The sequence below is a fragment of the Sphaerisporangium rubeum genome (genome assembly GCF_014207705.1).
In the GTDB taxonomy this organism is placed as follows: domain Bacteria; phylum Actinomycetota; class Actinomycetes; order Streptosporangiales; family Streptosporangiaceae; genus Sphaerisporangium; species Sphaerisporangium rubeum.
In genome coordinates this window covers 1,262,991-1,282,133 of the sequence record NZ_JACHIU010000001.1, presented here as the reverse complement: position 1 = coordinate 1,282,133, position 19,143 = coordinate 1,262,991, and the positions used below count along the sequence as shown (strand labels likewise).

Annotated in this window: 16 protein-coding genes and 1 pseudogene; 6 read left to right on the top strand and 11 right to left on the bottom strand. The window is 68.0% G+C overall.

What is annotated here, in order from left to right:
• Positions 1–503 precede the first annotated feature (503 nt).
• The 7 genes and pseudogenes from BJ992_RS05415 to BJ992_RS05385 all read right to left on the bottom strand — a co-directional run bounded on the left by BJ992_RS05415 (position 504) and on the right by BJ992_RS05385 (position 10,082).
• Positions 504–917, bottom strand: a complete 414-nt coding sequence (locus tag BJ992_RS05415; protein ID WP_184978830.1) for a PIN domain-containing protein — start codon at positions 915–917, stop codon at positions 504–506.
• Positions 914–1,174, bottom strand: coding sequence for a CopG family transcriptional regulator (locus BJ992_RS05410; RefSeq protein WP_184978829.1), 261 nt, complete (start codon positions 1,172–1,174; stop codon positions 914–916). Before BJ992_RS05410 ends, BJ992_RS05415 begins: the two co-directional genes overlap by 4 nt.
• A 407-nt stretch (positions 1,175–1,581) precedes the next feature.
• Entirely contained in the window at positions 1,582–3,513 is a 1,932-nt protein-coding gene (locus BJ992_RS05405; RefSeq protein WP_184978828.1) for a ThuA domain-containing protein, read from the bottom strand.
• 147 nt (positions 3,514–3,660) lie between these two features.
• Positions 3,661–7,470 (bottom strand): ThuA domain-containing protein, encoded by a 3,810-nt coding sequence (locus BJ992_RS05400; RefSeq protein ID WP_184978827.1) that lies wholly within the window; start codon positions 7,468–7,470, stop codon positions 3,661–3,663.
• A 257-nt stretch (positions 7,471–7,727) separates the two neighbouring features.
• Entirely contained in the window at positions 7,728–8,126 is a 399-nt protein-coding gene (locus BJ992_RS05395; protein ID WP_184978826.1) for an ROK family protein, read from the bottom strand.
• Positions 8,127–8,314: 188 nt separating this feature from the next.
• A pseudogene (locus BJ992_RS32575) lies at positions 8,315–8,609 on the bottom strand (ISL3 family transposase); the annotation flags it as partial.
• Between the two features lie 564 nt (positions 8,610–9,173).
• Positions 9,174–10,082, bottom strand: coding sequence for a M48 family metalloprotease (locus BJ992_RS05385; RefSeq protein WP_184978824.1), 909 nt, complete (start codon positions 10,080–10,082; stop codon positions 9,174–9,176).
• Between the two features lie 467 nt (positions 10,083–10,549).
• Here BJ992_RS05385 and BJ992_RS05380 point away from each other — a divergent pair, with 467 nt between their 5' ends.
• The 6 genes from BJ992_RS05380 to BJ992_RS05355 all read left to right on the top strand — a co-directional run bounded on the left by BJ992_RS05380 (position 10,550) and on the right by BJ992_RS05355 (position 16,125).
• Positions 10,550–11,098, top strand: coding sequence for a hypothetical protein (locus tag BJ992_RS05380; protein WP_184978823.1), 549 nt, complete (start codon positions 10,550–10,552; stop codon positions 11,096–11,098).
• Between the two features lie 198 nt (positions 11,099–11,296).
• A complete protein-coding gene (locus BJ992_RS05375) occupies positions 11,297–11,755 on the top strand; it encodes a DUF5990 family protein (protein WP_184978822.1) in 459 nt (152 codons plus the stop codon).
• 159 nt (positions 11,756–11,914) lie between these two features.
• On the top strand, positions 11,915–12,652 hold the full coding sequence (locus tag BJ992_RS05370) for a MerR family transcriptional regulator (RefSeq protein WP_184978821.1): 738 nt from the start codon (positions 11,915–11,917) through the stop codon (positions 12,650–12,652).
• Positions 12,653–12,770: 118 nt separating this feature from the next.
• A complete protein-coding gene (locus BJ992_RS05365; protein WP_184978820.1) occupies positions 12,771–13,949 on the top strand; it encodes a sensor histidine kinase in 1,179 nt (392 codons plus the stop codon).
• The gene (locus tag BJ992_RS05360; RefSeq protein ID WP_184978819.1) at positions 13,892–14,578 is read left to right on the top strand and encodes a response regulator; all 687 of its coding nucleotides are present in this window, start codon (positions 13,892–13,894) and stop codon (positions 14,576–14,578) included. Before BJ992_RS05365 ends, BJ992_RS05360 begins: the two co-directional genes overlap by 58 nt.
• A gap of 35 nt (positions 14,579–14,613) precedes the next feature.
• Positions 14,614–16,125, top strand: a complete 1,512-nt coding sequence (locus BJ992_RS05355; RefSeq protein ID WP_184978818.1) for a nitrilase — start codon at positions 14,614–14,616, stop codon at positions 16,123–16,125.
• On the opposite strand, the gene BJ992_RS05350 is transcribed toward BJ992_RS05355, so the two are convergent.
• The 4 genes from BJ992_RS05350 to BJ992_RS34145 all read right to left on the bottom strand — a co-directional run bounded on the left by BJ992_RS05350 (position 16,038) and on the right by BJ992_RS34145 (position 19,006).
• Positions 16,038–16,475, bottom strand: a complete 438-nt coding sequence (locus BJ992_RS05350) for a YkvA family protein (protein ID WP_184978817.1) — start codon at positions 16,473–16,475, stop codon at positions 16,038–16,040. The two genes, BJ992_RS05355 and BJ992_RS05350, sit on opposite strands and share 88 nt — an antisense overlap.
• A gap of 151 nt (positions 16,476–16,626) precedes the next feature.
• Positions 16,627–17,583, bottom strand: a complete 957-nt coding sequence (locus BJ992_RS05345) for a PDR/VanB family oxidoreductase (RefSeq protein ID WP_184978816.1) — start codon at positions 17,581–17,583, stop codon at positions 16,627–16,629.
• 33 nt (positions 17,584–17,616) lie between these two features.
• A complete protein-coding gene (locus BJ992_RS05340) occupies positions 17,617–17,883 on the bottom strand; it encodes a hypothetical protein (RefSeq protein WP_221474699.1) in 267 nt (88 codons plus the stop codon).
• A 61-nt stretch (positions 17,884–17,944) separates the two neighbouring features.
• Positions 17,945–19,006, bottom strand: a complete 1,062-nt coding sequence (locus BJ992_RS34145) for a Rieske 2Fe-2S domain-containing protein (protein ID WP_221474698.1) — start codon at positions 19,004–19,006, stop codon at positions 17,945–17,947.
• Positions 19,007–19,143: the final 137 nt, after the last annotated feature.

Below are 19,143 nucleotides of genomic sequence, written 5' to 3'. Positions count from 1 at the left end.
AAGGGTGCCTGCGGCGTCGCTCCGTGATCGACTTCGTTGACCCTAGATACGACGGCCTCGCCCTGAGGGCGGCAACTACAAGGAAAACGGGGAGGATCGGGCAGATACTGCAACAGCCATACACAACCGCTTACGATCGCAGCCGTCGGCCATCGTCGCGGGCCAAGAAGCTAGCAGTCCTGACAGGGAAGACGTCTGCCACTTGGTTGCCGTGCCCGTTGCGTACTCGACCGAGTGGTGATCAAAAGGGAACGACAAGGAGTCGCGGGGAAGTCTGCCTGATGGCGCAGGCCTCAGCTTCGCCAGGCCGGGAGGAATGATCCATGGAGGCTTCCCAAGCTGACAGCGCGGGTTCGATTCCCGTCACCCGCTCTCACAGCGAAAGCCCAGGTAGACCGATGGATTCGGTACCTGGGCTTTGATGTCTACCGATGTTAGTGATCTCTGCGTACCATTTCTGAGTCCTGATCACCCTGCCGGAGACCTGCAGGACAGGCCATCACTCAAACCTTGATGACAGTGACGCGCATACCGCACAGGGCAGCGAGGTCCTCGGGGTCGGAAGTGAGGACGGTGACGGGGCCTGGGGCGGCGAGGGCCGTGGCGCTGAGCATGGCATCGATGGCGTACTTGTGGCCGTGCAGGCCTGCGTTGGACAAGAGTGTGGCGGCGTGGCGGGCGATTGGTTCGCTGACCGGCTCGATGACAAGGCGGGACAGCGTCCACTCCAGGGCCGGCCGGTTGACGTGAGGGTGGACCACCTCGACGAGAGTGGCAGCAGAGGTCACCACGCGGAGGTCGTCGGCACGGGCGAGAGAAAGCCAAGTGGTGACCGTACGGTCGCGGAGGACGGCCTTGGCCAGACCCTCGCTGTCGAGGACGAGGGTGCCAGCCGGAACAGCGGGAGAACGGGTCACGCAGCCGCCCCACCGTTGGCCTGTCCCTGCCGGGCCTGGTGGAGTTGGTCACGTAGGGCCTGTATCTCGTCGTCGGTGACGGGGCCGTGCTCGGCCTCGGCGACCTGGATGAGTTCGCTGAGGTTGTCGCGCTCGATCTGGCGCGCGACGGCTGCGGCGACGTAAGCGGACAGGCCGGAAGGGCCACTCCGGGCTCGGGCGGCCTCGGCGATGCCACGTGGCATGGTGATCGAATACTTACCGGTAGGCTCGCTCATACTCTCTATCCTACTCCTCATCCTCCGCAACGATGAGTTCCGATTACCGAGAGTCGATCGGTCTCCTCAGGCGCCGGTCCGCTCGCCCGCCAGAGTGGTCTTGGCGGCCTGGATGGCGTCGATCGGGTCGGACTTGGCCTGGAACCGGCGGTCTTGCGGTCGGGCCGGTCGAGTTCGATCACCTCCATGTCCCTGTCGCGCAGCAGCCGGGCCAGGCCGGTCCCCGTAGACGCCGGTGCCCTCGATCCCGACCCGCACCAGGCGCCCGAACCCTATAAGGTCACGCGCCGCGTCCGGTGAGTGCAGGTGAGCGCCTCCCGGCCAGGGCCGACATATCCCGTTGAAGACCCTGCGGTCAGTCAGCGGTTGGGTCAGACCCCACCGGGAGACGCTCACTTACATCATCACTATCTGCGGTTGAGGTTCTGCATCCACTCCCGCAGCGCGCGCGCCTGCCGCGCGAGCTCGGAACGCGCCGCAGCGTCGCCGGAGGCCGTGTCGTTAGCCAGGTCGACGATCGAGTTCAGCGCCGGGATGGCGGTGGTGTAGTTGCGAGCCAGGTAGCTGTCCCGCGCGATGTCCAGGGCGGCATCGGCGGCGTCCGCGGCGTCCGCGGTCAGCAGCCCGGCCGCTCGGTCGGCCTCGATCAGCAGGCTGGTCTCGCGGTAGGACGAGCAGTTGGCGCCCTTGCGGTCGGCGGTCGTCTCGATCCCGCCGAAGATGATCCGCATGAACGAGTCGTCGTAGTACTGAGTACGGAAGTGGCCGAGGATGTTCGAGAACGCCTTGCCACCGCCCCAGTTCTGGCACCACGCGATCGGGTGGTCTCCGTTCATCAGCCGCAGCGGGTTGGTTGCCGCGTTACCGCTGTTGAGGCTGCGCTGGTAGCTGTCCTCGTTGAGGCTCAGCAGCGTGTGCACGTCGGCCCGCATGTTGCGGTCGAAGTTGTAGAGCTCGTCGACCGTCAGCCACTTGGCAGGGAGATGCGCGGTCGCCGGGTGCGTGTTGTCCTCGGTCACCACCTCGGTGTGGATGCAGCTGCCGCACTGGCCGAACCCGTTCTGGCCGTTCGGATGGTTGGTGAAGAACCCACCGACGAGGTTGCCGTACCACGGCCAGGTGCGGAGCTCGAACGAGTCGGCGGCGCCGTGGATGCCGACATAGCCACCTCCCTGGCTCATGTAGGCCTCGAAGTTCGGCTGCTCGGTGGTCGCGTTGAGCGGGCCGGGGTGCCCGACGTTGGACTCGAAGACGATCGTGTCGTACTGCTTGAGCGTGTCGAGGCTCAGGAACGGGCTCGTGGGCAGCGTGACGGTCGGGAGTTGCGGGTCGTAGACGTCGACGTTGAAGTTGTGCTCGGTGCCGAGCTTCTGGATCGCGGCCACGGTGTGCGGGATGTGGTCGTGCCGGAAACCCGTCGTCTTGGAGAAGACCAGGACGTTGTAGTCGGCGTCCGGGTTGTGCGGGAGCGGGGCGAGCACCGGGTCCGGGATGAACTTCGGGCCCTCCGCGGGCTCGGACGCGAGGCCCGTCGCGGGCTCCGGCGCGAGCCGTCCCTTGAGCTGGTCGATCAGGTAACGCGCATCGCCCACGAGTGTGCTGCGGGCCGAGCCGGGCTTGATCTGGTCGTTGGCGATCGAGACGAACTCGTTCAGGACCTGGCTCGACTGCTTGGCCGAACCGGCGTCGGCGAGCGCCTTCGCCTGGTCGAGCTTGGCTTGGAGCGCCGCGCCGACCTCCGCCGGGACGGTGCCGGCGGTCACGAACCGGGTGATCAGCGTGCCGATGTCCGCGAACGATGTCGTCACGATGAACGTCTGCGTGTACTTCGCGCTGTTGGAAGCAGCGTCAGAGAGGTGCACCGCGAGCGTGTGCACGCCGAGCGACAGGTCGGAGGTCTGCACCGGCAACGGCGGGACCAGCTTGCCGTCGAGGTACATGTTCAGCACAGCCACTCCGCCCGAGCCGGGGGTGGGGTCCGTGCGCGTCGGGATAAGTGTGGCGACGTGACCGACGTGACCGTCAGTGATCGCCGGGTATGATGCGGCCGGCGCGCGCGTGTCGATCCGGACCGCGATCGAGCGGAACGCCGCGACGTTTCCGGACGTGTCGACCGCGCGGTACCGGACGTTGGTGTTGCCCTCCTGCGTGATCACCGCCGACCCCGTGGCCGACGCCGGCGCCCCCTCGACGGGCACGTCGATGTAGGCGGCGCCGCCGTTGAGCGAGTACTGGAACTTTGCGATGCCGGTGTCGTCGGTCGCCGACATGTTCAGCGTCACCGAGCCGAGGTACCAGTTGTTCTGGCCGGTCGGCGCAGAGGGCGACAGCGTCGCCACGTTGATCGTCGGCGGTGTCGTCTCAGCTGCCCACGACGGTGCCGCGGGGATGAGTGCGACCGCCGTCACGCAGGCGGCCACTGCCGATGTGCGAAATATTCTCCGCATGAGTGTCTTCTCTTTCTTGCCGCTGTACGAGCGGGTTCGCTAGGTGCCGATGCCTGTGCCGACGAACTCGGCCCAGTTGAGGTTGAACAGGTTGCCGCCCGTGGCGCCACCCGTGACCGAGCGGAACACCAGGAACAGCTCATGCGTCCCGGACATCGAGACCGGGAACGTCTGGCTCGTCCAGGTTCCCGTCCCACCGGTGGACACGAGGTTGGCCGTCGTCAGGATCGGCCCGGTGATCGAGTCCTGACGGACCTCGATTGCCGCCAGCGGCGACCCGGGTGTGCGGCCGGCCGCGGCGTCCGCGACGCGGAACGTGATCGAATCGATGTTGGTCAGGTTGAATGGGCCGTTGAGCTGGAGCCAGTCGCCCGAGCCCAGGCTGCCGCGGTGCACGCCGGCGCCGCCGTCGGTGTTGGTCGCCGTGTTGGTGCCGGACTGGTTGACGACGAACTCCACCTCCTGGTGCTTCTGGCGGATCTGGTGCTGGCCGGTCGTGGTCAGCTGTGGGACGCCGCCCGGACCGCCGTGGTCGGTGTAGCGCGCCTGGACCACGCCGGAGACGTTGCCGCCGTGTGAGACGTCGTCGGCGATCGTGTGGAGCACACCCGAGCAGCCGTTGACGGACTCCTCGGCGTGGCCGTGCTCGTCGTGGGCGAGCACGAACGTCACCTGCACCTCGGAGCAATTCACCGTCCCGTCCTCGGGGTCGGTGACCGTGACCGAGAACGGGATGTCGTCGCCGAACGCGAACGTCCCGCCCTCCACCGGCGTATTGACGACCACCGTCGGGCTCGTGTTGCCCACGGTGATCACGGTGCTGGTCGAGGTTTGCTTGCCGGACGAGTCGAACACGGTCAGCACGGCCGTGTAGCGGCCGGACCGCGTGTAGGTGTGGGTCGGGTTCGGGTCGGTCTCGATCGCCGAGCCGTCGCCGAAGTTCCACTCGTAGCGGATCGAGTCGCCGGGATCCTCATCCAGCGAGCCGGCGCTGGAGAAGTTCACGGTCAGCGGCGTTGAGCCATCGGTGCGGTCCGTGGTGAGCACGGCCTTCGGCGCGCGCTTGCCCTTGACGTACTCCCACTTGTACATGCCCGCGTCGGGGCTGATGACGTTGAACCCGTTGCCGTAGGTCAGCAGGTAGAACGCGCCGTCAGAACCGAACTGCAAGTCCATCGGGTTGTCGCACTCGAACCGGAACCTGCCTGCCCCGGCGTTCGCACGGCTGCCGCAATCCAGGAAGTTGTTGATCTTCTGGACGTGGTTGTTCTGCTTGTCGAGCTTGACCTCGCGCAGCGTGTCCTGCGTCCACTCGCTGATGATCACCGAGTCGTCGTAGTACGGCGGGAACTTGTTGGGGTTCGGGTTCTTCGCGTCGTAGTGGTACTTCGCGACCCCGTGCGGACCGACGCCGCCGGTGAAGAGCTCGGGGAACAGGCGCGGGCATTCGGTCGTCGAGCCTGGCGCGATCGGGCCCGGGGTCGGCGCGTAGTAGGCCTCGCACGGGGTGCCGAGCGGCGTGTTCGTGTTGTTGTCGCGGTAGGAGTACCAGATGTCCGGGTCGGTGACCGGTGGGACGTCCCTCAGGCCCGGCTCGACCGTCGGACCGCCCTCAATGTTCCACAGCGAGTCGTTGCGCTGCGTCGGCCCGTCGCAGTCGAACTTCTGAGGCGGGTTGTTCAGCGGCGTGCCCGCGGTGGTGGTGCCGGGCGCGAACTCGTGGAAGTTCCACTCGTAGTACGCGAGGTCGCGCTTGTAGCACGTCGGCCAGCCGTAGTTGGACGGCTTGCGCACGATCTGGTAGCGGCCGGTGCCCGACGGGCCGCGCGAGCGCTGCGGTGTCTGGGCGTCGGGCGAGTAGTCGCCGATGTAGGCCACGTCGTTCTCGTCGACCTGGATCCGGAACGGGTTGCGGAGACCCATCGCGTAGACCTCCGGCCGCGTCTTGTCCTGCGGCGCGCCCGCGACCAGCGGGAACAGGTTGCCCGACGGGATCGAGTAGGCGCCCGTGCCGGAGCCGAAGTCGACCTTGTTGGCGTCGGCGGCGGAGATGTCGCCGTCCTTGACCTTGATCCGCAGCACCTTGCCACGCAGGTCGTTGGTGTTCAGCGCGCTGCGGCGCGAGTCACCGGTGAGCCGCTGATACCAGCCGCCCGCCTGCGCCGTGCCGGTGGCGATCGCCGGCGTGGCGGTGCCGGTCAGGCCGGCGCCGTCGGCGGTGATCTGCGGCTGATCGGACTGCTGCTTGCCGCGGCGGAAGAACACGTTGACGTTCGCCGTGTTGACCGGGCCGCCGCTGGTCTGGATCTCATCCGCCTCGATGTTCGAGAGCGCTTCGAGCGCCGCGTCGATCGCATTGCGATCCGCGTTCCACGCGATCGGCTCCGTCGTCTGGCCCTCGAAGGTCAGGGTGAACGTGCCGCCCGTCGCGTTGGTGACGCGCACGGTCTGCTGCTCGTCGGTCTTCTGCGAGTTGTACGGCCCGTAGCCGCCGGCGTTGATGCCGCCCGCAGGCGTGTCGTCGCCGGTGACCACCCAGAGGTTGCCGTGCTTGTCGAAGTCGATGTCGCCCCCGACGTGGCAGCACTCCTGACGGTTGACCGGCACGCGCATGATCTGCTGCTCGGAGCCCATGTCGAGGTGCGCCGGCGTGCTGTCGGTGGCGTCGACGAACTTGAAGCGGCTGAGCTGGAAATAGCCCACGTACGGATCCCACGCGGTCTTGGACGCCGCCACGTTCGGCGGGTTGGTGTTCGGCGTGATCTGGGTGACGACCGATCCGTCGCTCAGCTTGACGTCGGTGACCTCCTTCGCCGAGTAGTAGAGGTAGACCCACTTGTTGGTCGCGAAGTTGGCGTCGACCGCCGGGCCATAGAGCCCGTCCTCGCCCGCGGAGTAGATCTGCTGCGTCATCGGCAGGCTCGGGTCGGCGAAGTTGGCGACGACCGTGGTGACGCCCGTGGTCGAGTCGTGCATGCGCAGCGAGCCGAGGCGGTCCGTCTGCAGAACGCGGCCGTCCGGCAGCTGGTCGAAGCCGATCGGCTCCTGCAGGTTCGGCGGCGAGCCGATCTTCGTCTGCTGGTAGTTGGCCAGCACGGTCGCGCCGCAATCGCTGTAGACCGGGTCGGCCTGGCCCGCGGCCCAGCCGATCGCGCCCTTGAGGTGCTTGGTGAGGTCGGCGTCGAAGCTCGCGGCCGTGTTGCCCAGGCCGGTGTAGAACGAGCGGCCGCCCTGGAAGTCCTTGCACCACGAGACCGGGTGATCGGCGCCCATCGTGCCCCCGGCGATCCCGTCGAGGTCGGCGCCCTGCGGTTGCGGCCCGAACGGGTCCTCGACGACGGTGGCGAGGACGTGTGACACGCCGCGGACGTTCTTCGTGAAGTTGTACCAGTTGTCGGTCCGCGACCAGAACTGCGGCAGATCCTTGCTCGCGTCGTGGACGCGGTCGGCGACCTTCACGTCGCCCGATTGCACGTCGGTCCTGCCGGACGCACGCGTCCCCAGGACGTCGGTCAGGAACGACCAGGACTCGTCGGTCTCGACCGCCGAGCCGACGCCGACGAAGCCGCCGCCGCTGCGGAAGTAGCTCTCGAAGTTCGCGCGCTGCGCGTCCGTGAGCGGGCTCGCGAGACCCGTGTCCAAGAACACGACCGCGCGGTACTGCCCCAGCTTCTTCGTCGTGAAATGGTCCCCCACGTCAGCGGGCCCAGGCGCCACGACCGTGAAACCATCGGTTCTGGCCGCATTCCGGATCGCGGCCAGGCCGGCCGACGACACCGCGTCCTGGGTGCTGCGCACCACGAGCACCTTGAAAGCGGGCTCAGCCGCCGTGGCGGCCTCGACGCTCACCGGTGTCGGGAGGAGCGTGACGAAAGGAGCGATGAGGGCCAAGGCCATCGCGGTCGCGATGCGACGTCTCGGGCGTCGTCCGTTTTCTGGCAGGGCTGCGTCGAGCAGCCCGGCCCACGTTCGATGACGTGGTGACATGAAAAGCCTTCCTGACTGGGGGGATGTCAGGCAAGGCGCGCGCCGCCGCGCTTATTGCCACATGGTGGTAACGGATATTGCGGTTGCTGGAGGGTGCCGTCTCCAGGTCTGTGAGGCCGTCAGTCAGGTGCCGGCCTGGGTAAACCCATGATCGTGGTCGGGTCTGCGATGATGTGGCTGATCACCATGCTCGCCGCGCCACGGGAAGCGGCGCCGAAGCCGAGCGTGGAGGCGACGAATCGGCACTGGGCCGCTGGAGCGGCTACCGTGAGCCGTCGCAGTTGGTCGTGTGCTTGTGGCAGCAGCCACGGGGCCAGCGAGGCGAAATAGCGTCCGATGACGATCACTCGCGGGTTGAACAGGTTGGCCAGGATCGAGCCACCGAGCCCGAGCCACTCACCGACCTGTGCCACCGCCATCATCATGCGCCGGTCGCCAGAGGACAGGCTTCTGGCGATGTCGGGACCCGCCGGCGGAGCGCCGCCCGGGGCACGGATGAAGGGCGGTTTGTACGCCACCCGCACCACCTGCCCTGTTTGTCTCCGAGAACTAATCAGGAGTTGTAACACGGCGATGTCGGACCGTACACCCCTCAGCTCCGTAACGAGTTGGCATCCCTCACATCTGTGCACTTCAGCCACCCCCTTTCCTGGTTACCGGAACGTTATGTATTAACACTTGTGTAACCTGGGGAAGTCGTGCATCCGAGCAGGAGCCGGGCCAGACGGCGTGGCGTGATGACGGGCTCCGATCACCCTCGGCCCGGCCTTGGGTGATGTAGCGGTAGAGCAGGTTGAGACTGCCCGTGTACCCGGATCTCACGGAACAATCGGAGGACCGGGGACGGCCGGCTCGGCGGCGCGCCGCTGGCGCAGGTGGTCGCGGTAGGGATCGACGAGGGTGGGCCGGTAGCGCGGAGCGCGGCGCAGGGCCTCGGGCTCACGGGTGCGGACGGAGCGCTTGACGGTGTTCAGGGACAAATTGAGACGGCGTGCGCATTCCTGCACATCGAACAGCTCAGCCATAAGATGGCCAGGGGCAGTGTTAAGAGTTGTCACATGTGCAGTCGGAAGCACGAGAAAGTGAACAAGATTCTTTGCTCGCTGCCAAGGGGACGGGCAGAACGAAGACGTCGGTGGTGCGGTAGGCGACGAGCTCCCCGTCTACGTCACCGGCACCGATAAGACAAAAGGCATGGGGGTCATCTGCTGGATTCTCGGCCACCTCCGGATAACGCGTCCATCCGAATATCTGGCGGTTCGGCTGTACGGTCCAGCCGCGATCGGAAGGTCAGAGCGTGCCTGGGTGCCCGTTCGGTTGGAGATCAGCGGGAAGCAACGGGACTCACGGTGACTCCACCCGCATACGCCGAGATCAGCGTTTTTTTAGCTTTAGGCAGCTTGATCCTGAAAGGCTTCCCAAGCTGACAGCGCAGTTCGATTCCCGTCACCCGCTGCACTTCTCCGGACGTTGATAGTTCCGCCCGTCCAGACCAGAAACGGCCTCAAGGAGCAGCGTGGCCAGGAGCCTGGCGGCGGTGCCGAGCCGTCGTGCACTGGGGGATGTCAGAGGGTGGTCGTGTCGCTCAGCGTGGTGAGGTGGTCGACGCGCTTGGTGATCGTCGGGTGAGTGGACCACCAGGCCAGGCTGACGGGCTTGGCCGCGACGAGGCCGGTCACGGGGACGCGTGAGGTGGCGCGCAGATCGGGACGGCGAGGCATGCCGGTGTTGCCGATCTTGAGCAGGGTCGCGGCCAGCAACGCGGGCTGTCTGGTCTGCACGGCCGCGTCATGGTCGGCAGCCAGTTCCCGGTAGCGGCCCAGGGCCCTCAGCGGCAGTTGCACCAGCAGACTGCACAGTCCGAGCATGATGATCAGCGGATAGGACACCGCCAGCAGTATCGCGACAGGAATGTCCAGGAGTTCCTGGCGAAGAGGGGCCGGTTTGGAGTTCCTCCGCACGAAATCGCGAGCGATCCGCGCACCCCAGGTCATGGCGATGGCGAGCGAACTGGCCAGTGTCATGATCGCCACGTCTCGGTGACGGATGTGCGCGACTTCGTGTGCCAGGGCCGTGCTGAGCTCGTCAGGCTCCAGCAGATCCAGAAGGCCCTGGGTCACCACGATGGTGGTGTGCCGTTCGGAGCGACCCAGAGTGAACGCGTTGGGGACAGGATCGGGGCTGACGGCCACTCGTGGCCTGGTCACATCGTTCAGCGCGCACAGACGGTTCAGCACGTCGTGCAGTCCCGGCTCGTCGCGGGCCGACACGATCCGAGCTCCGGTCAGATCGCGTGCGAGCCAGTCGGCTGCCCACCACTGCGACAGAACCACCAGTACCACGACCGGCACCACGAGCAGCCAGCTGACGCCGGCCACCAGCGCCGCCCCGACCACCGCCGCGTACATCATCGCCAGCAACGCCAGCACCGCGACCATGCGGGAAACCAGACCGTGCTCCCTCTGTCCAGTCATGGGTCTCTCCCGACTCGCGCCGACCGCAATGAAAGGTCCCGGCCTCAGGAAACCTTCGGTGACTGAACTTCTCAAGTACCCGCCGACGCACATTCTCTTAGCCGTGAGACGCTCCAGACACTGACGCGTCGCGGGTTGTGTGATTCGCTTCTTCTGAACGTCATGCCGATTGAGCGTCTCCTCTCAGGTCGAGGTACCTCCGCTTGGACGGACCAGGCTCGGTGTCGAGCCGCCTGGCGTGGTTCGGCTCGATTCCGGTGGCGGTGTGCCGCCGGCCACAGTCGTCGGCCGGCGTTCGGGCGCGCTTCAGGGAAGTGACACGGTCGTCCACGCGGCGGCGAACGGCCTAGGATCGATTCATGGAGGCGCGGGATGCCGACCGGCCTGATCCGAGATCGGACCCCCAGGCGGCGGGTGCGTCGGTTCGGTCCGGTCCAGGAGACGCGGACGTCATCGAGTCGGGGCCTGTGGGGTCTTTACGTCTGCCGCCGAGGATCGCGACCGGTCTTGTCCTGCTCCTCGTCGTCGCGGCCGCTACGACGGGCTACCTGGTCGGCAGCGGGAACCGCGCCGCCACTCCGGCACCGGGTGCGTCGCCGTCGTCGACCGCCTCGGCCGTCGCCGAGCCGATCACCTGGACCAGCAAACGCTGCTCGGTCCAGGTTGAGGACCGATTGCAACTCGGCATAGAGATCGTCAATCAGTCGGCGACCACCGTGACCCTGCGCCAGGTGCTGCCGGTCCTCCCTCTTCGCGGGCTCAGCGCGACGGCCGCGACGTGGGGCGGTTGCGGTCAGCTGTCACCCCCGGCCACCGGCGACGGCCATCTCCTGCCGGCCGGCGCCACGACCTGGTTGACGGTCACCTTCGATGTCCTCGTCCCCTGCCCGGCACCGCTTCCGGTCTTCTTCACCGTCCGCTACACACAGGAGAACCGTTCCAGCAGCGCCGACCTGCCGGGCTTTCCCGATCTCGGCGATGTTCCCTACACGAAGTGCCCTACTGATTCCTCGTGACACTGCGACGGCGGGTCCCTGGTGTCGATCCGCCAGGCGGCATACGGACGGGCCCTGGGTACGCACTGGACGTCCTCGTCGGTGGACTGAGCGGCCGGGTGAGTCCGCCGCCGGCGTCGCCGACACGGTGCCCCGGATCCTCCCGCGTATGGCGCGAACTCTGCTGTCTCGTCGACGGACGGCGTGCATGATGATGGAGTGCTGATCTTCATCGAAGGATCCGAACTGCCAGGCCGGGAGTGCGAACAGGCACCCGGGTTCCCCGGTTACTCCAATATTCATGTCGGCGTGCAGCGGCGGGGTGGCACCGGTGAGATGCTCGGCCTGACGGCTGCGGATGCCTCCTCGGTTTTGTGGGAGTTGGAGGTGACCGCGATCCGCACGGAATCCGGTTGGGATCTGCGTGGCCCGTTCGTGCAAGGCCGGCCTGGTGGCCGGTTTGTCTACCTGTCGTGGGGGACGGTCGACGAGGCCGGGGTGTTCTCGATGTTCCGGCGGGCGAAGCTGTGGCTGGAGGCGATCCCCGCGGACGTGCTGGAGCGGGCCGTGGCCGGTGGCGTTCTGGTGGCACGGCTGGGGCTGACGGACGCCAAGCGTCAGCCGTTGTGCGCGTCGGTCCGCCCGCCGCTCGTGGAGTGGACGACCCCCGCGAACTGACGCCGGCCGCGCCGCTCCGTCGGCGGCCAGGAAGACGAACCTGTCCTCATTCGAACCGCTGTAAGTGCCCGCGGAATCACCTTGATGACACCAGGTGCGGACAGAACGGGTCTTGTGCCTGACGTCGCGTCAGGCAATAGCGTCTGTTCGGGTGATCACATGGACGAGCGAACCTGGAAGATCGGTGACCTGGCCGCGGTGACGGGGCTCACTGTCCGAGCTCTGCATCATTTCGATCAGATCGGGTTGCTGGTGCCGACGCTGCGAACGCACGCCGGGTATCGGCTGTACACGGACAGCGATGTCCGCCGGTTGTACCGGATCCTCGCGTTACGCCAGTTGGGGATGCCGCTGGCCCATATCGCCGATTCGCTCGACGGCGACCTTCAGGACTTCGGTTCGGCCGTACATGCCCAACTCGCTCACGTCGAGCGAACCATCGAGACGCATCGGCACCTGCGTACCCGGCTCACGGCATTGCTTCAGGTCATCCTGCGGGCCACCGAGCCGTCCATCGACCAACTCATTGACGCCATGGAGGCACTGGTGCAGGCGAACGACTTCACGTCCGAGCAGTTGGCGCAGGCGAAAGAGCGACACCTGGAGCCTGGATTCCCCGACAGGTTCGCTGGATGGCGGCGACAGGGGACGGAGATCGTCGCCGAGCTCCAGGCGCATATCGACGGTGGAACGGACCCGGCCGATTCGGCTGTACAGGAGTTGGCACGGCGATGGGCCGCGGTGATTCGGGACATGGCGGCGGGGGAACCGGCCATGATGTCGTCGATCTATGCCCGCATCGAGCGGAAAGGACCCGAGGCCGCCACCCGCGGTGTGCTGACCACGCAGGTCTGGGGCTACCTGCGGCAGGCCTTCGCGGTCGGCTTCGGCACCTGACCGGGTCACCCGCTCCACACACAGCGGGGGGAATCGCCCGCCGCACCGGACCGGCTCGTAACGGATGATCACTCCTGGGAGTGAGGGCGGCGGGGGGATGGATCCAGATAATAGGCGGATGTTTGCAGCTGGACGGACCGACAGGGCTGTCGATGGAGTGCTCGCGGCGGGTGTGGTGCTGGCTACGGTGGTGCCGCTTCTGCTGCCTGAGCCCAGTCCGTGGTGGATCATCGGGCTGGGGCTGCTGGCGTCGGTGCCGGTGGGGTGGCGCAGACGTGCGCCGATGGTGGTGGCGGTGGTGGTCGGGGCGGCCATGTCGGTGTTGGTGATGTGGGAGAAGCCGTTGCTGCCGTTCGGGCCGCTGCTTGCCGTTTATACGATCGCCGAGCTGAGTCCCACGTGGAAGAGGTTGGTGGCGGTTCCGGCGATCGTGGTGGCTGTGGGGATCTCGTTGGTGGTGCCGGGGGAGAACGGCGAGACCTACCGGCTGGTGGGGACGGCTTTCGTGGCCGCCTACGCACTGGGTACCAGTGTGAGGGCCAGCCGCTCGCGAGCCGCTGAGCTCATCGAGCGTGCGCGGCGGCTGGAGCAGGAGCACATCGCGGCGGCGGCTGAGGAACGTACTCGGATCGCGCGCGACATGCATGACATCATCACCCATTCGGTTGGGCTGATGGTGGTTCAGGCCGAGGCCGGGCCGGTGGTGGTGCGGGGCGACCCGGGGAAGGCCGAAGCGGTTTTCGATGCGATCGCCGACGTGGGGAGAGGCGCGCTGGACGAGCTCCGGGAGGTGCTCACCACGCTGCGCAGCCCTGGCGAAGGCGGCCGGCCGGTGTGCGGTCATGCCGGCGAGCGTCTGAGCGAGTCGCTGTTCCAGCCGCGTCTGGTCAACCTCCCCGTGCTGCTCGAACGCAGCGGTCTGGATGTGGTGAGCACGACCTCTGGTACGCCACGGCCGGTCGCCGGAAGCGTTGAGGCCGCGGTCTACCGGATCGTTCAGGAGGCGCTCACCAATGTGCGCAAGCACGCCGGTACGCGTGCCGTACACCTCGCTCTGATCTGGAGGGAGCGCCTCACGGTGGAGATCACCGACGACGGACGAGGGCCGGGTGAGCGTGGTGGGTACGGGCTGGTGGGGATGCGGGAGCGGGTGGCGGCATGCGGAGGGACGCTCAGGACCGAGGCGGGACGAAGCGGGGGGTTCACGGTGAGAGCCGAATTTCCGCTTGAATGGCCCGCATGTTGCGGGTGCTCATCGCCGACGACCAAGACCTCTTCCGCGCGGCGTTCGGGCTGATCCTGGGGGCTCAGCCGGACATGGAGGTGGTCGGTGAGGCCGCCGACGGCGAGGAGGCGGTCGCCGCGGCCAGGCGGCTCCGGCCGGATGTGGTCCTGATGGACGTGCGCATGCCGGGCAGGGACGGCATCGAGGCGACCAGGGACATCTGCGCCACCACCGCCGCCAAGGTGCTGGTGCTGACCATGTTCGATCTCGACGAGTACGTGTACGACGCGGTGCGGGCCGGAGCGAGCGGTTTCCTGCTGAAGGACATGCGGCGTGACGAGCTGGCTCACGCCGTCCGTACCGTCGCCTCGGGTGAGGCGCTGCTGGCCCCGGCGGCGACCAGGAGGCTGCTTGAGGACCTGGTGCGCAGACCCGCCCACGGTGTCGCCCCCCGGCTGACGGCCAGGCTGGACGTACTGACCGCACGCGAGCGCGAGACGCTGAGGCTGGTCGCGCAGGGTTTGTCGAACGCGGAGATCGCCGCCGCGCTCGTGGTCACCGAGCACACGGTCAAGACACACGTCAGCCGCGTGCTCACCAAGCTGGACCTGCGGGACCGGGTCCAGGCCGTGGTGCTCGCCTACGAGTCCGGGCTGGTGGTCGCCGGTAGGAGTGACGACGGGAATCACCGCCGCGACTGACGCGCCGGCGGGGTGGGGGAAGCACGATCATCGGCATGCGACGCATCCTTCTCACTCTCGCCTCCGCCGTCCTGACGCACTTCGGCACCGGTCTCCACCCCGTCTGGTGGCTCACGTGGCTCGCGCCGCTCCCCGTCCTGTTCCTGGCCCGCAAGGAGAGCAGGGGTACGGCTTTCGCCGCAGGGACCCTGGTCTGGCTCATCGGCCAGGCCCAGATGTGGCCGTACTTCACCGGGCCCCTGGAGATGCCACCGGTGCTGGCCGCCGGCCTCATCGTCGGCCCCGCGCTCTGTTACGGCTCAGGCGTACTGCTCTTCCGCACGCTGATCGTGCGCGGCAGGCCGTTCCTGGCGGCGTCAGCCGTACCTGCCGTCTGGGTCACCGCCGAGTACGTCATGAATCTCGCCGCACCGCACGGCGCCTGGTGGAGCCTGGCGTACACGCAGGCCGACGTCCTGCCCGTCCTGCAGATCACCTCGGTCACCGGGGTCTGGGGCATCACCTTCCTCCTGCTGTTCGTCCCCGCTTCGGTCGCGGTTCCACGGCCACGCGCGGCGGTGGTCTCGGGTGTGCTGGTCGCGTTCACACTCGGCCATGGCTTCGTCCGGCTCGCGACGCCTGCCGACACCGGAGGACGGAAGGTCGCGCTGGTCGCGACGGACGACTCCGAGGACCCCGTCCGCCGGTACGGCGAAGCCGTGGACGCCGCCGTGGCCCGCGGCGCGGAGATCGTGGTGCTGCCCGAGAAGGTTTTCACGACCGCCGACCTGCCGTTCGCCCGGCCGGGGGTGGAGGTGGTCGCGGGGATCGCCATGGAGACCAACAGCGCGGTGAGCTACCCCTCCGGCGTGCGCTACGACAAGCACCACATGATCCCCGGAGTGGAACGCGGGTACCGGCCCGGCACGGGCCTGGCCTTCCTCGACGGCCATCGGATCGGCCTCATCATCTGCAAGGACCTGGACTTCCCCGGCCTGGTCAGGGAGTACGGCAAAGCCGGCGCCGCCGCCCTGCTCGCGCCGGCCTGGGACTTCGACGAGGACGCGTGGCTGCACAGCCGCATGGCGGTGGTGCGCGGCGTGGAGAACGGCCTGACGGTGGCCCGCGCCGCACGCGAGGGACTGCTCACCGTCAGCGACGACCGCGGCCGGATCGTGACCGAGCGCCGCACCGGCATGACGGGCATGACCACGGTCACGGCCACCCTGCCTCAGGAGGGTGCGACCACTGTCTACACCAGCCTGGGAGACTGGGCCGCATGGGTTTCGGCGGGGTTGCTGCTGCTCGCACTCGGTGCGGCGGCCCGGAAGAAGTCCTTCTCCAATTCGGTCACGGCGAGCCCGGCCGGCGGGTCATCGCCTTCGCCGATACGGACGGCGTCACCGCACTCCACCGGTGGCGGCGCGGGTTCGATGCCGTTCATCCGCTCCGCCTCGATGAGGGGGGCACGGGCTCTCTGTTACTGCGATCGGCCGGGGTCGGTTGCCTTGCTCAGGCCGGTCAGCCGGGTCAGGGCGGCGAAGCCCTCGTCGGTGCCGGGCCAGTGAGCGCGTACGGCCGGCAGGCCCGCGCGGCGTACGACGGAACGGAGGACCGCGGTGACGATGATGGCGTCGTCGGCGTAGCCGAGGACCGGGATGAAGTCGGGGATCAGGTCGATCGGTATCGCCAGGTAGGCCAGGAGGAGGCCCAGCCGGATGCGGATTCCGCGGGGAAGCGTTTTGTCGGCGGCCAGGCGACGGACCAGGCGCAGTACATCAGGCAGCATCCGCAGTGCCTCACGGAGCAAGCCGCCTCGGGGTCGCAGCACCGCCAGGGCCAGGACCAACGCGAGCCAGGTGAGCAGCAGCGCGGCCACGATGCCGATCGCCAGATCCCACCCGTAGGAACCGGTCATGACTCCCCCACCATGCGCAGGCCTCGCTCTTTGTGACGTCACGCGACCCGCGACGCGGGATCCTCTCCTTGTCCGGCGTTCTCACCGCCATGGTATTGGTGCTCGTGATCGCATGGATGGCGGGACGGGACGCGTGGGGTTCGTCGTGTGGTCAGAGTTCCAGGACGAGGCGTGGGGAGGTGGCGCGGGAGACGCAGATGAACATGACGTCGCCTGCGGCGCGTTCGTCTTCGGTGAGGAGGGAGTCGCGGTGGTCGGGGGTGCCGTCGAGGACTGTGGTTTCGCAGGTGCCGCAGGTGCCTTCGCGGCAGGAGGAGAGGATCGGGACGCCGGCTTCTTCTACGACCTGGAGGATCGAGCGGTCGGCGGGGACGGTGAGGGTTTTGCCGGTCAGGGTCAGTTCGACCTCGAAGGCGGTTCGGGGTGCGGTGGGGTTTTCGGGTTTCGGGACGAAGCGTTCGACTCGGAGGGTGCCTTGAGGCCAGGTGGCGCACTGTTGCTCGGTGGCGGCGAGGAGGGGTTCGGGGCCGCAGCAGTAGACGAGGGTGTCGGGGTGGGGGACGGCCAGCAGAGTGTGCAGGTCGAGGAGGCCGGTCTCGTCTTCGGGGTAGAGTTCCACCTGGTCGGGGTGGTCGCGGGTGAGGCGGTCGGCGAAGGCCATGGAGGTGCGGGTGCGGCCGCCGTACAGCAGGCGCCAGTCGGCGCCGCGAGCGGAGGCTTCGGTGATCATCGGGAGGATCGGGGTGATGCCGATGCCGCCGGCGACGAACAGGTAGCGGGGTGAGCTCACCAGGGGGAAGTGGTTGCGGGGGCCGCGGGCTCTGATGGTGTCGCCTTCGGCGAGGTGGTCGTGGACGTGTGCGGAGCCGCCGCGTCCGGACGTCTCGCGGAGCACGGCGACCTGGTAGGCGGACGGGTCGTGCGGGTCGCCGCACAGGGAGTACTGCCTGACCAGGCCGGGGGTGAGGAGCAGGTCGAGGTGCGCGCCGGGGGTCCAGGCCGGTAGCGGGTCGCCGCTGGGACGTGCCAGGGTCAGGAGCCTGACGCCGGCGGCGATCGGCGTGGTGGCCGTGACCTTCAGGTCGTACTCCGGTTCGTCTGACGGCATCGGCGGCTGTCCCTTTCTGGACGGGGACCGGCTTCAGACGAGTACGGCGGCGGGGGCCGGGGAGTCCGGTACCGGCTGGGGGTGGTGGTCGTCGGGGTGACCGAGGAGCCAGTCCCACAGGACCACGGGGTCGTCGAACTCGTTCTCCGCGCCGCAGAAGCAGATGGCGTGCAGCCGGTCGGTTCCCGGCATCCAGTGGACACGGTGAAGCGTGCGTGCCGCGGAGAGTCCGTGCCGCCGGTGCGCGGGTTCGGGGTCACCGGCGGCCATGGGACGGTGGCGGGGGTCGGCGGCGGTCATCGGACGGCCGGTTCGGTACGCGGGGTGGCGGCCATGGGACGGTGGCCGGAGTCGGCGGCGGTCATCGGACGGCGGGCTCGGTACGCGGGGTGCCGGCCATCTTGGCGAGGAGGCGTCTGGCGGCGAGGCCGCCGGTGTCGATGTTCACCGACAGTTCCTGGTAGCGGTCGGGTTCTCTGGCGAGGACCTGTTCCAGGGTGTTGAGCGCGGTGACGTCCTGCAGGACCACGGTGCGGTTGCTCTCGCGGAGGAAGTCCGACACCTTCTCGTCGTCGAGCGCGAAGTCGCGGGCCACGGCCCAGAAGTCGTAGGTGGTGTTCCCGGTGGACGGGGTGATCGCGTAGACCACCTCGACGTGGAAGGCGTGCGGGTCGGTGCCGTCGGCCGCGGGGAGGGGGGAGCCGACGGGGGCGACGCGGCTGTGCAGCAGGTACAGGCACGGCGGGTGGTACTCGATGTCCTGCCAGCGGGTGATCCGGCCCTTGATGCCGGTGGACTCGGCGTAGAAAGGGGGGCAGGCGGCGTCGGCCATGTGCCTGCTGACGTAGACGACGCCGGCTTCCTCGTCGACCTCGGTGGTGATGGGGGTCTCGGCGACCTCCGGGGTGCCGATGTAGCCGCCGTGCAGGTACGTCTCGTGGGACAGGTCGAGGAGGTTGTCGACGAGCAGGCCGTACCTCGCGTTGAGCGGTTCCATGCCGCACACCGTGGTGTAGCCGGACTGGGCCAGCCACGGGGCACGCGGGGGGAGGGTGCCGCCGGGTTCCCGGTCGCCGATCCACACCCAGACGAACGAGTCCTGTTCCACGACGGGGTAGGTGCGCAGGCGAGCGGTGCGCGGCACGCGTTGCTGCGCGGGTACGGCGACGCAGACGCCGTCGGGGCCGTAGGTGAAGCCGTGGTAGCCGCAGACCACCTTGTCGCCGACGAGGTGGCTCGGCGACTCCGACAACGGGAACCGGCGGTGCACGCAGCGGTCCGCCATGGCCACGGCCTGGCCGTCCTCGGTGCGGTAGAGCAGCACGGGCTCGTCGAGGATGGTGCGGCCGAGTTGCCGTCTGCCCACCTCGTGGCTGAAGGCCGCGACGTACCACTGGTCGCGTGCGAATTCGGCGACGATCACGGTCGCTCCTCGTGGTCGGGGAACCGCGACGGGTCCCCCAGGCGGCCGGGGGATGCCGCGCGGTCCGGGTTCGTGGATCCTGCCTGAGCCCGTCTGCGGCGGGGTGCCGTGCGCACCGCTCCGTTCTGGCGACGTTA

Bases quoted from the DNA above. Each gene is read 5' to 3' on its own strand.
- BJ992_RS05410 (WP_184978829.1), bottom strand. From the start codon at position 1,174: ATGAGCGAGCCTACCGGTAAGTATTCGATCACCATGCCACGTGGCATC.
- BJ992_RS05385 (WP_184978824.1), bottom strand. From the start codon at position 10,082: ATGACTGGACAGAGGGAGCACGGTCTGGTTTCCCGCATGGTCGCGGTG.
- BJ992_RS05370 (WP_184978821.1), top strand. From the start codon at position 11,915: ATGGACGAGCGAACCTGGAAGATCGGTGACCTGGCCGCGGTGACGGGG.
- BJ992_RS05365 (WP_184978820.1), top strand. From the start codon at position 12,771: ATGTTTGCAGCTGGACGGACCGACAGGGCTGTCGATGGAGTGCTCGCG.
- BJ992_RS05360 (WP_184978819.1), top strand. From the start codon at position 13,892: ATGTTGCGGGTGCTCATCGCCGACGACCAAGACCTCTTCCGCGCGGCG.
- BJ992_RS05355 (WP_184978818.1), top strand. From the start codon at position 14,614: ATGCGACGCATCCTTCTCACTCTCGCCTCCGCCGTCCTGACGCACTTC.
- BJ992_RS05350 (WP_184978817.1), bottom strand. From the start codon at position 16,475: ATGACCGGTTCCTACGGGTGGGATCTGGCGATCGGCATCGTGGCCGCG.
- BJ992_RS05345 (WP_184978816.1), bottom strand. From the start codon at position 17,583: ATGCCGTCAGACGAACCGGAGTACGACCTGAAGGTCACGGCCACCACG.
- BJ992_RS05340 (WP_221474699.1), bottom strand. From the start codon at position 17,883: ATGACCGCCGCCGACCCCCGCCACCGTCCCATGGCCGCCGGTGACCCC.